At 31.2% G+C, this 15,476-nt stretch carries 11 protein-coding genes, 3 tRNA genes and 1 other annotated feature; all 14 genes read right to left on the bottom strand.

The window, feature by feature from the left end:
- Positions 1-365 precede the first annotated feature (365 nt).
- The 14 genes from murD to CRN98_RS16680 all read right to left on the bottom strand — a co-directional run bounded on the left by murD (position 366) and on the right by CRN98_RS16680 (position 15,423).
- Complete coding sequence (gene murD, locus CRN98_RS16745; protein WP_097028559.1) at positions 366-1,742, bottom strand: UDP-N-acetylmuramoyl-L-alanine--D-glutamate ligase; 1,377 nt, start codon at positions 1,740-1,742, stop codon at positions 366-368.
- A gap of 419 nt (positions 1,743-2,161) precedes the next feature.
- Positions 2,162-3,553, bottom strand: coding sequence for a glycine--tRNA ligase (locus CRN98_RS16740; protein ID WP_097028558.1), 1,392 nt, complete (start codon positions 3,551-3,553; stop codon positions 2,162-2,164).
- Between the two features lie 44 nt (positions 3,554-3,597).
- Positions 3,598-3,765 (bottom strand) — a binding site (T-box leader).
- Between the two features lie 64 nt (positions 3,766-3,829).
- A tRNA-Asn gene (locus CRN98_RS16735) sits at positions 3,830-3,904 on the bottom strand.
- Between the two features lie 218 nt (positions 3,905-4,122).
- A complete protein-coding gene (gene lysS, locus CRN98_RS16730; RefSeq protein WP_097028557.1) occupies positions 4,123-5,634 on the bottom strand; it encodes a lysine--tRNA ligase in 1,512 nt (503 codons plus the stop codon).
- Positions 5,635-5,648: 14 nt separating this feature from the next.
- Positions 5,649-6,131, bottom strand: coding sequence for a transcription elongation factor GreA (greA, locus tag CRN98_RS16725; protein ID WP_097028556.1), 483 nt, complete (start codon positions 6,129-6,131; stop codon positions 5,649-5,651).
- Between the two features lie 153 nt (positions 6,132-6,284).
- Entirely contained in the window at positions 6,285-7,259 is a 975-nt protein-coding gene (gene dusB / locus CRN98_RS16720) for a tRNA dihydrouridine synthase DusB (RefSeq protein ID WP_097028555.1), read from the bottom strand.
- A complete protein-coding gene (locus CRN98_RS16715; protein WP_097028554.1) occupies positions 7,250-8,047 on the bottom strand; it encodes a type III pantothenate kinase in 798 nt (265 codons plus the stop codon). Before CRN98_RS16715 ends, dusB begins: the two co-directional genes overlap by 10 nt.
- Positions 8,048-8,188: 141 nt before the next feature.
- A complete protein-coding gene (locus CRN98_RS16710; RefSeq protein WP_097028553.1) occupies positions 8,189-8,572 on the bottom strand; it encodes a thioesterase family protein in 384 nt (127 codons plus the stop codon).
- Between the two features lie 114 nt (positions 8,573-8,686).
- Positions 8,687-10,495: an ATP-dependent zinc metalloprotease FtsH gene (ftsH, locus tag CRN98_RS16705; RefSeq protein WP_097028552.1), complete on the bottom strand. Its 1,809-nt coding sequence runs from the start codon at positions 10,493-10,495 to the stop codon at positions 8,687-8,689.
- A gap of 79 nt (positions 10,496-10,574) precedes the next feature.
- Entirely contained in the window at positions 10,575-11,111 is a 537-nt protein-coding gene (hpt, locus tag CRN98_RS16700) for a hypoxanthine phosphoribosyltransferase (protein ID WP_097028551.1), read from the bottom strand.
- A gap of 2 nt (positions 11,112-11,113) precedes the next feature.
- Positions 11,114-12,505, bottom strand: coding sequence for a tRNA lysidine(34) synthetase TilS (gene tilS, locus CRN98_RS16695; RefSeq protein WP_097028550.1), 1,392 nt, complete (start codon positions 12,503-12,505; stop codon positions 11,114-11,116).
- 104 nt (positions 12,506-12,609) lie between these two features.
- A complete protein-coding gene (gene spoIIE / locus CRN98_RS16690) occupies positions 12,610-14,994 on the bottom strand; it encodes a stage II sporulation protein E (RefSeq protein ID WP_097028549.1) in 2,385 nt (794 codons plus the stop codon).
- Positions 14,995-15,259: 265 nt separating this feature from the next.
- Positions 15,260-15,336, bottom strand: a tRNA-Met gene (locus CRN98_RS16685).
- A gap of 11 nt (positions 15,337-15,347) precedes the next feature.
- Positions 15,348-15,423 (bottom strand) — tRNA-Met (locus CRN98_RS16680).
- Between the last annotated feature and the right edge of the window lie 53 nt (positions 15,424-15,476).

Here is a 15,476-nt window from a genome sequence, read left to right as displayed (position 1 = left end):
ATTTAACTGTTAAGTAATTGACTGGTTTCTATTCTCTGTTCAATTTTCAAAGACCCTGTCGCTCCAAGCGACTTTTATATAGTAACATTTCTGTTTCTTCTTGTCAACATTTTTTTAAAATATTTTTTTAAATCTTTGTTGACTTACTTGCCGTTTGTTTTGACGACATGTGTTATTGTATCACACTTGTCCGCAGACAAGCCATATCCATTTCTTATTATATGAAATTATATAATTAAATCTTATAATTTCTCATTATTGCTTTACTTTACGAGTATTGATACATCCGACTCTGTTGAAGGAGAACTCTACTTATGTATATATTAAAAAGCCAGCATTTAGCTGACTTTTTGATTCTTCATGTATTATAATTCACTTATTATTTCTTTAAACTTGTTCCCTCTAACTTCAAAATTAGGGAACATATCAAAACTTGCACAAGCTGGAGATAAAGTTACTATGTCTCCTTCGTTCGCTTCATCCTTCGAAACCTTTATCGCTTCTTCAAGGGAATCTACCATTATAATACGAAGTTCTGTATTATTTTTCTGTATTACCTTTTCAAATGCTTCCTTTATCTTGTTTTTGGTTACTCCTAATAATATTAGTGTTTTTATATATGGGTAACCTTCTTCTGCTAAGATATCAAAAGATATCTTTTTATCATATCCACCAGCTATCAATATTACAGGTCTTCCAAACGCTTTCAACCCTGCTAATGTTCTAGTTGGACTAGATGCTATGGAATCATTATAGTATTTCACTCCATTTAATTCTCTTATAAATTCCATTCTATGTTCTACACCTGTAAATGTAGTGGCTACCTTTTTCATAGTTTCTAATGATACATCTTCATAAACACAGCAAAATGCTGCTAATAGATTTTCTATATTATGCATACCCTTCAATTTAACTTCATTTTTCGAGCATACCTCTTTTCCCATAATACAAAGCTTATCATTATAATAATATGCTCCCTTATCTACTTTATTATTTATGCTGAAAAGAAAAACTTTACCATTTGCTTCATTTATCATAGATCTAGTAATACTATTATCATTATTTAAAACTAACAAATCTTCACTTGTCTGATTTAAGTATATATTTTTCTTAGCGCTTATATATTCTTCCATGCCCTTATGCATATCCAAATGATTAGGCGATAAATTCGTTACAAGTGCTACTTCCATATTTTCATGAATAGTCATAAGTTGAAAGCTAGATAATTCTAAAACTATTCTATCTTCCTTACTAATTTCTTCTATCTTAGAAAACAAAGGAGTTCCTATATTTCCTCCCACCCATGTTTTATAACCTTGCTCACTTAACATTTTATATATTAATGTTGTAGTAGTAGTCTTGCCATCACTTCCTGTAACTCCATATATCTTCCCAGGGCAATATTTTATAAACTCTTCCATTTCTGACGTTATATATGCTCCTTGAAGCTTGGCATCTACTAATTCAGGACTATCTATTCGCATAGATGGAGTTTTAAATATAACTTCATATCCTTTAAGCTTTTCTAAATATTCTTTTCCAAGAACTAATTTTACTCCTTTTGCCTTCAACTCTTCCACAACTGTCCCAAGCTCAGATTCACTTTTCTTATCAAAAGCTGTCACCTTAGCATTTAATTTTATTAATAAATCTATTAATGGCCTATTACTTACTCCTATCCCTACTACAGCAGTTTCTTTTCCTTCTATAAATTTCTTAAATTCATCAAACTGTCTATTCATCGTTTACCTCCATGCATAATTACTATATTAAATTATATCACTTTTCTCTATCTATAATTATATGTTGTCAATCAATTCAATGTCAAAATATATACAAATTTATATTAAATTCAGCAATAATCCTTGTCGAAATTGTGAGAAAATACTTAATTTAAAGACTTTATTATCAGCTATTGCAAAATCATATATATATGCTATACTAATATTGTGCCGTAAGGAAACATTAATATAATTCCCCAAGTTTTAATTGAACATATAACATATCCCCATGATTAAACCCTATAATTGCCGGAATTATTCCGGCATTTTTTTTATTTCATTTTACACATTAATTTAACTAATAAAAAGACAAATCTTTGATGATATTAATATAGATTAAAAGCTACGACAAATGTCGCAGCTTTTTTTAAGTTTATATATTAAAATTTAACTTTTTCTGAAATGAAACTAATTAATTCATCAACTTTTATTCTATGCTGTTCCATTGTATCTCTATCTCTTATTGTAACAGTATTGTCTTCTAAAGTATCATAATCTATAGTTATACAATAAGGAGTTCCTATTTCGTCTTCCCTTCTATATCTTTTTCCAATACTTCCTGCTTCATCATAATCTACATTAAACTCTTTTCTTAACATATCATAAATCTCTGTAGATTTATCGGATAATTTCTTTGTTAATGGTAAAATTGCAGCTTTAAAAGGAGCAAGTGCAGGATGTAAATGCAATACAGTTCTCTTATCTCCACCTTCTAGTTCTTCCTCATCATATGCGTCTACAAGAAATGCTAGTGCAACTCTATCTGCACCCAAGGAAGGCTCTATACAATAAGGAACATATTTTTCATTGGTAATTGGATCTAGGTAAGTTAAATCCTCTCCTGAATGCTTCATGTGCTGTTTTAAATCATAATCAGTTCTATCAGCAACTCCCCATAACTCTCCCCAACCAAATGGAAATAAGTATTCTATGTCAGAAGTTGCATTACTATAAAACGAAAGTTCTTCAGCAGAATGATCTCTCATTCTTAAATTTTCCTTATTCATACCTAAGTTTAATAAAAAGTTCCAGCAATAATCCTTCCAATATTTGAACCATTCCAAGTCTTTTCCTGGCTCACAGAAAAATTCTAGTTCCATTTGCTCAAATTCACGAGTTCTAAACGTAAAATTACCTGGAGTAATTTCATTTCTGAAGGATTTACCTATTTGAGCAATTCCAAAAGGCATCTTTTTCCTAGAAGTTCTAAGTACATTCTTGAAATTTACAAATATACCTTGAGCTGTCTCTGGTCTTAAGTATATTTCTGATTTAGCGTCATCAGTTACTCCCTGAAATGTCTTAAACATAAGATTAAATTTTCTTATATCTGTAAAGTTCTTTTCACCACACTTCGGACATACTATATTATGCTTATCTATATATTCTTTTAGCTCTTCATTAGTCCATCCATCTGCACTGGCTACCTCTGCACCTTGCGCTGTCATATGGTCTTCTATTATCTTATCAGCTCTAAATCTTGCTTTACATTCTTTACAATCCATTAATGGATCAGAAAATCCACCAACATGGCCTGAAGCTACCCATACTTCTCTATTCATTAATATAGCTGCATCTAATCCTACATTATATGGACTTTCTTGAACAAACTTTCTCCACCAAGCCTTTTTTACATTATTCTTAAATTCAACTCCTAAAGGACCATAATCCCAAGAGTTTGCAAGCCCTCCATAAATATCTGATCCCGGAAAAACAAATCCCCTATTTTTACATAACGCTACAACCTTATCCATGGTCTTTTCAATAGCCATATATATTCCTCCTTTAATTTAAAATATAAAAAAAGACTCTACCATAAAGGGACGAAAGTTTTCTTCCGCGGTTCCACCCTTTTTGGCACAGCCCTGCTTTTTCTAATCCTTACACTCCAAAGCTCCATTCATAATAAAATCTTAACTATTTACACCAATCATAGTCTCTCTGCAAAAACTTTATTACTACTCATCTTTTTCATTGTGCATTATTAAATTACTATATATTTTATCAAATGCATATAATTTGTCAATGCATTTTCCAAAAAATAAAAATGGCTCCGCGAAAAGGATTCGAACCTTCAACCTATCGGTTAACAGCCGAGTGCTCCACCGTTGAGCTATCGCGGAATATCATTTATAGGTATTATTATAACATATTCTTTATTAATTTCAACCATTTTTATAAAATTTTTCATAACATTAAGGGAAATCATGCAATAATTTATAACAAAAGATATATGATAAGATAATATATAGAAGGCCCCTTCCATTAAAGGAACTTTCTATATTAACTTTTACTTATCATATATTAATTGTCATTTATAAAAACTGCTTAAGATTTTCCACTATTGATTATTGGTTGGTTTCATAGTTGGGAATAATATAACGTCTCTTATAGATGCAGAATTTGTTAAGAACATAGTCATTCTATCTATACCTATTCCAAGTCCACCAGTTGGAGGCATACCTATTTCTAGAGAATTTATGAAGTCATCATCCATCATATAAGCTTCATCATCTCCTAATTCTCTTTCCTTAAGCTGCTGAACAAATCTTTCTTTTTGAACTATAGGATCATTTAACTCTGAATATGCATTACATACTTCTCTTCCATATATAAATCCTTCAAATCTTTCAGTAAATGCTTCATTTCCTCTCTTTTTCTTAGTAAGAGGGGAATTTTCTACTGGATAATCTAATACAAAAGTAGGCTGTATTAACTTAGTTTCGCAAAATTCTTCAAATAAAGCTATAAGAACATCTCCCTTAGTACACTCACTAAGATTCTTCTTAAACTCTAGGTGTTTTTCCTTTGCAATAACTCTTGCTTCTTCATCGTCTTTAATAGCATTATAATCAATACCAGCATATTCTTTTACTGCATCTACCATAGTAACTCTTCTCCATGGTGGAGTAAAATCTATTTCTGTCTCCTCATACATCACTTTTGTAGTACCAAGAACCTTTTCACATACATAAGCCATCATATTTTCAGTAATTTCCATCATATCATTATAATCCGCAAAGGCTTCATATAACTCTATCATTGTAAATTCTGGGTTATGCCTTACACTTATTCCTTCATTTCTAAAGTTCTTACCCATTTCATATACCTTTTCAAATCCACCTACTATAAGTCTCTTTAAATAAAGCTCTGTGGCTATTCTTAAGTACATATCTATGTTTAGAGCATTATGATGAGTATTAAATGGCTTTGCCGCAGCTCCTCCAGCTATAGGTGAAAGTACAGGAGTTTCAACTTCTAAATATCCCCTGTTATCCAAAAACTCTCTTATAGATCTTATGATAGCTGTTCTTTTCATGAAGGTATCTCTAACATCTTGATTAATAATTAGATCTACATATCTTTGTCTATATCTTAAATCAGGATCTTTAAGACCATGCCACTTTTCTGGAAGTGGTTTTAAAGATTTTCCGATTAACTGAAAATCTAATATGTGAACTGATACCTCTCCAGTTTTTGTTTTAAATACAGTACCTTTTATAGAAACCCAATCACCTATATCAAAAGTTTTGTATTCTTTTAACTTTTCTTCACCTACATCATTTATCTTTATGTATAACTGAAGTTTACCATATCTATCATGAATATCAGAAAATCCAGCTTTCCCATGAACTCTCTTAGACATCAATCTTCCTGCTACAGTAACTTCTTTTCCTTCTAATTCTTCGTAGTTTTCCTTAACTTCGTTTGAAGTATGAGTTCTTTCTACCTTATATACATCAAAAGGATCCTTACCTGCAGCTTGAAGATCAAAAAACTTTTGTCTTCTTTCTTGAATAAGCTGATTAAACTCTTGTTCCTCATTTACCAAATTCTTTTGTTCATTTGACATTTTTCATTCCTCCATTAACTTCTTCTTACTGACAACACTTCAAACTTGTTTACACCATCAGGTACAGCTACTTCTACTAAGTCTCCTAATTTTTTACCAATTAAAGCCCTACCTACAGGAGATTCATTAGAAATCTTATTTTCTAGCGGATCCGCTTCTGCCGAACCTACTATAATATATTCTACTTCTTCATCAAATTCAAAATCCTTTACCTTTACTATAGTGCCTACATTTATAGTATCTGCTGGAATTTCACTTTCATCTATAATACTAGCATTCTTTAACATATTTTCAAGTTGCATTATTCTTCCTTCTACAAAAGCTTGTTCATTTTTAGCTTCATCATATTCGGAGTTTTCACTTAAATCTCCAAAGGAAATTGCTACCTTTATTTTTTCAGTTATCTCTTTTCTTTTTACGGTTTTTAAATACTCTAATTCTTCCTCTAACTTTTTAACACCCTCATAAGTCATTATATACTTCTTTGAATCGCTCATTTTATTCTCCCCTTTAATTTTGCTAAATGCTTTTTTATATATTATTATGATTATACCTAATTTATGCAAAATATATGTAAATCTGGCACTTATCCAATCATTTAAGTAATTATAAAACAGCATCAAATCAATGTCAACTTTTATCCAGCGACTTTATTCTATTCTCAATTCTTCTTTATATTGAAGTAATATATCCAATACCCTTTTTGATTCCTTCTCATTATTTATCATATTTTTTATATTAGTACAATTTTTTAATCCCTTTATATACCAAGATACATGTTTTCTCATTTCTCTTACTGCCTTATGCTCCCCATGATAGTAAATTGACCTTTTAAAATGTTCAATGCACATATCTATTATTTCAGAAGATGTAGGATACATTACTTTTTCTCCACGAATTTTCTGTTTAACCTGTCTAAATATCCATGGATTTCCCAAAGCACCTCTTCCTATCATTATTCCATCACAACAAGTTACCTCTTTAATTCTTAAAGCATCTTCGGCAGTAAAGATATCTCCATTTCCTATCACTGGAATGGAAACTGCCTTTTTCACTTCCCTTATTATATCCCAATCTGCTTTTCCTTCATACATCTGTTCTTTTGTTCTTCCATGAACTGTTATAGCATCTACTCCTGCTGCTTCAAGTTCCTTTGCAAACTCTACAGCATTTATGCTATTTTTGTCAAACCCTTTTCTAAACTTAGCAGTAATAGGTTTATTAGTTTTATCTTTTATAGCTTTAATAATAGATGCTGCTAGTTTAGGATCTTTCATAAGAGCTGATCCATCTCCATTTTTTACTATTTTAGGAGCTGGGCAGCCCATATTTATATCTATAAGACATACATCATCATTGTCATTAAAATATTCCTCACATATACTTGCCATTATATCTGCTTCATGCCCGAATATTTGTACAGCAATTGGAAGTTCTTTTTTATCAAATCTAAGCATCTCTTTTGTATTTTCACTTTCATAATAAAGCGCCTTTGCGCTTATCATTTCAGTATATATAAGTCCACAACCCATATCTTTACACAATCCTCTAAAGGCAATGTCTGTAACCCCTGCTAAAGGTGCTAAAAAAGCACTATCTTCAAAACTTAAAGTTCCTATCTGCATGGGGAAATTAACTCCTTATTTTTCTCATATATCACTCTCAATCCCTCTAAAGTTAGAAATGGGTCTATTTCATCTATACATTTTGTTTCTTCACTTATTAATTTAGCTAATCCTCCAGTTGCAATTACATACGGATTTTGCTCTCCACTTTCAATCATTTCTCTTCTCATTTTTTCAACTATATACTCTACCAATCCACTGTATCCATATATTATTCCAGCCTGCATACTTGTTATAGTAGTTTTAGATATTACAGATGGTGGTTTTACTAATTCAACTCTAGGAAGTTTTGCCGCTCTTTGAAATAGCGCCTCAGAAGATATCTTTATGCCTGGACATATGGTTCCACCTAAATAGTTTCCTGAGGCAGTTAATGCACAAAATGTTGTAGCAGTACCAAAATCTATTATTATAGCAGGTTTATTGAGCCTTTCATGAACTGCCACTGCATTTACTATTCTATCTGCTCCCACTTCCTTTGGATTATCGTACTTTATATTAATTCCCGTCTTTACCCCAGGCCCTACAACTATAGGTTTTATTTTAAAATACTTATGTATCATATGTTCCACAGAGTACATGATATTAGGAACTACAGATGAAATTATAACTCCTTCTACATCAGAAATCTCCAAATTATTTTGTACAAATAATTGTATAACTTGTATGCCATATTCATCTGCTGTTCTTATAGAGTCGGTGGACAATCTCCAGTCTCCAATTAGCTCTTTCCCATCATAAAGACCTAATACCATATTAGTATTACCGGCATCTAGAACTAAAATCAAAGTTAATCACCACTTTCTTAAAATTCATAATATATTATGTGTATATTATGTAGTTATTGACATTTACATACACACAATTATAAATTAAAAAAGAGCATCTGTAAATTATAAAGTCCAGATACTCTCATGGCTTTAAAATAACTACTTTAATTTTTTCATAAAAGCAATACTATCAACTATATACCTTATATGTATACCCTCGCCTATTTTATTTTTTTCATCCCATGCAGTAACCTTAAAAAATAACTTTTTCCCCTCTATTTTAGTAAGCACCGCCTCACATTTAACTCTCATATTTTTTGGAGTAGCCCCTATATGATCTACATCTATCTTTATTCCTACTGTTGTAAGTTCAGAGTTTAAGTGTAATCCCACTGAACTCTTTGATGTACTTTCCATTAGCGCAATCATCGCTGGTGTGGCAAACACAGGTAAATCTCCAGAGCCATAAAAAATTGCAGTATCCCTATCAGTCACTGTTATTTCTGTAACTGCACTTATACCTTCCCTTAAATTAAACTCCACTTTATCATCCCGCTTCTGTGTAAAATTTTATAACAACAAAATTATTATATCACTAAACCCAGATACTTGGTAAATAATTTAAAAAAACAGAGGCAATATACCTCTGTTTAATCATTAATTATTATTAAATATTTCTTCAAATTCATTTGCTTCAAGCTTTTCTCTTTCTAATAAAGCCTTGGCTACAGCATGAAGTTTACTCATATTTTCTCTAAGCAATTTTTCAGCTTTATTATATCCACCATCTATAAGCTCTTTTATTTCTTCGTCAATCTTAAACGCAACTTCTTCGCTATAATTCTTAGTCTTACCTATATCTCTTCCTAAGAACACTTCATCATGCCCACTTCCAAAAGCTATGGGACCTAATTTTTCACTCATACCATAGTCCATAACCATCTTTCTAGCTATAGTACTTGCTCTATCTATATCATTTTTAGCTCCAGTACTTATATCTCCTATTATAAGTTTTTCAGCTACTCTTCCACCAAGCAAGCCTACTATCTCATCTAAAAGTTTTGACTTTGACATATATGAACTATCCTTTTCAGGAAGATGCATAGTATATCCACCAGCCATTCCTCTAGGAACTATGCTAATTTGATGAACAGGGTCCGCATGAGGTAAAAGCTTCATAACTACTGCATGACCTGCTTCATGATATGCAGTAAGTCTTCTATCCTCTTCGTCAATTACTCTACTCTTCTTTTCTGGTCCTGCTATTACTCTTGTAACAGCTTCCTCTAGCTCATCCATGCCTATTTCTTTTTTATTTTGTCTAACCGCTAAAAGCGCGGCTTCATTCATTAAGTTTTCTAAATCTGCTCCTGTAAACCCTGGAGTTCTTTTCGCAAGAACATCTAATTTTACTTCTTCAGAAAGAGGCTTATTTTTTACATGTACTTTTAATATTTCTTCTCTTCCTTTTACATCTGGAGCACCTACTATAATTTGCCTATCAAATCTTCCAGGCCTTAGTAGCGCAGGATCTAATATATCAGGTCTGTTGGTAGCTGCTATCATTATAATACCTTCATTAACTCCAAAACCATCCATCTCTACTAGTAGCTGGTTAAGAGTTTGTTCTCTTTCATCATGTCCTCCACCGAGTCCTGCACCTCTTTGTCTACCCACGGCATCTATTTCATCTATAAAAATAATACAAGGTGAATTCTTTTTAGCCTGTTCAAACAAATCTCTTACTCTAGAAGCTCCTACACCTACAAACATTTCTACGAAATCTGAACCTGAAATACTAAAGAAAGGAACTCCAGCTTCACCTGCAATAGCTTTAGCTAATAACGTCTTCCCTGTTCCAGGAGGTCCCACAAGCAAGACTCCCTTAGGTATCCTTGCTCCCATTTCTATATATCTTTTAGGCTGCTTTAAGAAATCAACTATTTCAGCAAGTTCTGCCTTTTCTTCATCTGCTCCTGCCACATCATTAAATGTAACCTTTTTTCTATCTGGCGCAGCCATCTTAGCCCGGCTTTTACCAAAATTCATTACACCCCTATTGCCTCCACCACCTTGTGATTGTTGCATAAACATAAACCAAAAAACTACAAACATAAGTATTATTAAGGCAGTAGGCAGCCAACTTAGCCACATTGGTGTTCTAGCTGGAAGTGCATATTTTTCTATCACTTCTCCGTTTTTATCATGTGTACTCACAAATTGATTAAGTCTTTCAAAAGGAACTATAGTTTCATATTGAGTACCATTTTTCAAACTACCTACAACTGTCATTTTATCTTCTTTAACTTCAAAACTTTTTATTTCATTGTTAATCCAGTGCTTTTGGAATTGATTAAAATTAATTGTTGTTGCACTCTCATTAGTTCTTGCCAAGAATAATGCAGCAAATATGACCATTATAAAAACTATAACCCAGGCCGTTGCACTTGAAAACTTTTTATTCATTCCTGGCCCCCCTCTCTTTGTTATTATATTGTAAAATTGTATCATATCAAATATTTATTTACAATAATATTAGCATTAATTATTTATAAATTTCTTCCTTTAATATTCCTATAAAAGGAAGATTACGATATCTTTCTGCATAATCCAATCCGTACCCAACTAAGAAGAAATCCGGAACCTCAAATCCCATATACTTAGCATTTATTTCAACTCTTCTTCTTTCAGATTTATTCAAAAGGCAAGCTATTTCTATACTAGCTGCTCCTCTTCCCTTAAGATAATCTACTAGATATCTTAATGTAACTCCTGAATCAATTATGTCCTCTATTAACAGAATGTCTTTTCCCTCTATTTCAAAATCTAAATCTTTCAGTATTCTTACCACACCTGAAGTACTTGTAGAATTACCATAGCTAGAAACAGCCATAAAATCCATAATACATGGCACTGTTATTTCCTTCATTAAATCTGCCATAAATGGAACTGAACCCTTTAATACGCCTATAAGCATTAAATTTTTGTCCTTATAATCCCCACTAATTTCCTTTCCTAATTCTCTTATCCTTTCTTTAAGCTGCTCCTCATTATAAAGTATTTCTTGAATGTCTTCCCTCATATTTACCACTTTTCTTCCTCGCTTTCTAGTTTTATTTTAAGTAATTTATTTGTAGTTTCATCTACTTTAAATTTATCACTTATTCTATAACCTACAATCCACGCTATTTCTTCTCCAACGCATATAATAGGTATATTATCTCTTAAATTTTTAGGAATTTTTAAATCCATAAATATATCCTTTAATTTTTTAGTGCCTTTCATACCTAAAGGTTGAAATTTATCTCCTTGTTTTCTATATCTAAAGCTTATATTGCCATTAACTTTTTCATAATCAAAATATTGCTCTAATGAGTTCTCTTTTACTCTTTCAAGAAATTTTTTATCTAATGTATTTGCCTCAATATTAAATCTACCTATTTTGTTTCTTTCATTAAGACTTATCTCATAAGTTTCTAAATTCTTTTTTATTTCATTCTTACTTTCTTTACTTAATATTATTTCTCCATAATTATTTAAAGCTCTTATACCTCCTGGAAGTTCAATTTCCTTTCCAGTATTCCCTCCTTGCAGTGATATTATATACTCTACATGCACCCTTTCAAAGTTAACAAGATTTCCTTTAACTAATTCAACAGCTTTTCTAATCATTCTACTAAGTAATGCCTTATGCTCATTGAATGCTTCACTTTTAATTTTAACTTTATTCGAAGTTACAATGCAATATTTCCCAAAAATTTCTTTATATTTTTTTTCTATAAAATCATTGTCAACCTTTATATTTTCTCCAAGTCTATTCACTACTTCTATTACATGTGAATTAAAATTTTCTTTTATATAGGGAATTAACTCCAATCTGATTTTATTTCTACTATATATATTTTGAAGATTTGTCTTATCTATTCTTGGATTAATATTGTTTTTATCACAATAATCTTCTATCTCATCTCTAGTTACTTTTATTAAAGGTCTTATATATATTTCATCTCTAACAGGTTTTATCCCCTCAAGCCCTTCAAGTCCAGTTCCTCTTATTATTCTCATAAGTATTGTTTCACACTGATCATTGGCATTATGAGCTATAGCTATTTTATTTGCACCTAACTTACTAAAAAGTTCAAGAAAAAAAGAGTATCTAGCTTCCCTTCCAGCCATTTCTGAAGATATTCCCCATGTATTAGACAGCTCCTCAATATTAACTTTTTTAGAGTAAAACTCAATATTATTTTTCTCACAAAATTCTTTTACGTATTCTTCATCTTCATCAGCATCTTTTCCTCGAAGTCCATGATTTAAATGAGCAGCTACAATATCTATAAAATATGTATTTCTCAAAGTATTTAAAATATGTAAAAGACACATAGAGTCTGGTCCTCCAGAAACACCTACGATTATTTTATCTTCTTTATTAAGCATTGCATTTTCTTTAATAGTTTCCATTATCTTTTGTAACATTTTTAACACTTCCTTAAAAAGCTAATATGGATAATTATATCATAAATAAAAAATTAAAAACTAGAATCCTTATAAGTAATAAAGGATTCTAGTTTTTAATCAACTTAATATAAATTGTAAACCTTAGAAACCACAACAGTCATGTCATCCTTTATTTTGCCTTTACTTAATTCCTTTGCTCTTTTTATGATATTGTTAGAAAGTATTTCAGGATCATTTGTATTGTCCTTACTTAAATATTCTACTAACCAATCTGCTTTACCTGCTTCTTCATTATCATAATCGAGCACTCCATCACTAACCATAATTATCATATCACCATTTTTAACTTGTTTTTTTATTATCTCTGTATCTACCTTTTCTAGCACACCAATCGGAAGACTCTTGCAATCCATTGTTTCTATTTTATTTTCGGATTTGATTAAAGTTGCTGCCGCCCCTACCTTTATAAATTCAGCTTCTCCTGTATATAAATCTATGGTACTTAAATCTACAGTAGAGAACTTTTCATCCTGTGAAAAATTAATAGTCATAAGTGAATTTATTGTATTTATAGCTGTTAGTTTATTAAATCCAAGTTTTACAAACTTATTTATTAAATCTACAGCTGCAGAACTTTCCTTTCCTGCAAGTGGCCCTGAACCCATTCCATCACTTATCATAGTCAAATAAGTACCATTATTAAGCTTTTGATATAAATAACTATCTCCATTATGTTTTTCTCCATCTTTACATAATCTAGATACATATGAAGCAACATGAAACTTTGGAGTCTCTTCTAATGTAAAGTTACATGTATTATCTTTAGAGTTTATATTACATCCATCATCACTTATACTCATAATCTTACCAGTAATTGAATTAATCAAAGGCAAAATATCCTTCACGCATTTCTGAGTTCCTCCACAAGCATCCATAGTCATATTTACAAGCACTCTTCCAGCATTATCATTGTAACAAAGAACATCCTTAAATTTAATGTGATTTTTATTTAAAACTCTTGTTATATCATTTTCCATATACTTGTTAAATTGAGTGCTTGAATCTATTTCTTCAACAATTTCATTTACAGTAACTGAAATATTTCCTATTTGATTAGCCAAAAACTCCCTACATTCTGCCAGTCTTTTTCTCCACATTTCATTCATGATATAATTTTTTACTATTTCTTCAGTATTTTTTATAAGAAGTGATCTTTTTATACATTTCCTTTCTATTTCATAAGGTACTTTTTCTCTTTTATTTTGATAATTATCTATTAGCTCTACAAATGCTGAGTAGGTATAGAAGCTTTCTCTTTTCCAGCACATTGATTTCATATTACAATTACTACATACTCTATCTGCTAAGTTCTCTACTAAAGCACTACTCTTTACCTTCATTTGAAGCTTATCATTGTCCGCCAGTCCTGCCAGTGTGGTAGACATGTCCATTAACAATCCAGAAAAATCTGTCAATTTAGAATTAAAAATCTCCTTAGTTTTACTTATATAGTTTTCCTTCAGATTTTCCTGTTTTCTTTCCCAATCCAACTCTAATTCTAATCTATTATAAACCTTTGATGGTATAGCATAAAATATTACTAAGGAAATCAAGGCTTCTTGGAATTGAAATTGTACCCCTATATCAGAATATAGCTTTAGTATTAAAAATACCACCATATAAGGTATTCCACTTGCTATTTTACCCAGTTGTTTAAAAACCCCTGCAGTAAGTCCACATAATCCGCACATACCAGTAAATGCAACCATATTAGTGGTTGAAAGTCCTATTATAGTACCTATTGCAATTCCACAAGAAGCTCCTGCACTACTGCCTTTCACATAACCTACTACTAATATGAAAGAAAGAGCTAATATATTTCTTAAAGATATACCATAAATATTAATTCCCCAAGTTCCTGATATAATAAGCGAAGCCGTTACAGCCATACTTATTATTTCTTCACTATTATAAAGATGTTTAGTTTTTAATTCTTTTATGCATACAATAGAAAATTTCATAATATAATATATTGGAAAGAGGATCGCTGTTTGAATTAAGGCATTTAAAAGAGCAATGGAGCTAGTAATGTGAAGAATAATTTTGCCATATAATGCAACATTTAAAAATAGAAATATAAAGGTAATAATTATCTTTTTATCTGTTTTTATTTTATTAGATATGTAGCTTAACATCGTTATAACAATTATACTACACAAATAGACTCCTATGTCCTTTACACTATTATATATAGATAAATATCCAACTAACGTTCCCAACGCAGATAACAAAAATATATTCTTATTTTCAAAAATAAAACATAATAAAAATGCAATTCCAAAAGGTGCCATTAAATTAACCATAAGTACTCTACTTGTAAAAAAAGCTGCAATAAAGCATACAACTAATTTTAAAGAAGTTGAATAATGAAATACCCTTTTATTATTTACATCTTTATTAGTTTTTTTGATTCTTTCATACGGAAATATATTTACCCCATACTGCATTATTCCCACCACCCTATTTTTTTTCTCAAAATTATTATATCAAAGACTTCTGGAATTAATTGTCATAAGGTGATAGTTAACTCTGGTTTTTTTAGGACATTTATCTGCTTTATTTATTGAAAAAAAATCAGATATGTATTTTTTTTCAATACTTTTACACTTTCGCACATAAAAAGATGTAAAATAAACATCATGTGTAAAAATATGGTATTAAAATGTTGTAAAAAAATAAAACAACCTATAAGTTATAACTTATAGGTTGTTTTGGTAGCGGAAATAGGACTTGAACCTACGACACTTCGGGTATGAACCGAATGCTCTAGCCAGCTGAGCTATTCCGCCGTATTAAAATTTGGTTGCGGGGGCAGGACTTGAACCTACGACCTTCGGGTTATGAGCCCGACGAGCTACCAACTGCTCCACCCCGCGTTATTTGGTGCCGAAGACCGGAATCGAACCGGTACGGGCTGTTAGGCCCGCAG

This window comes from Clostridium peptidivorans (assembly GCF_900205925.1).
Taxonomy (GTDB): Bacteria; Bacillota; Clostridia; order Clostridiales; family Clostridiaceae; genus Clostridium_AK; species Clostridium_AK peptidivorans.
Note: the sequence above shows the minus strand (reverse complement) of the source record. Positions and strands in the feature narration are given on the sequence as shown.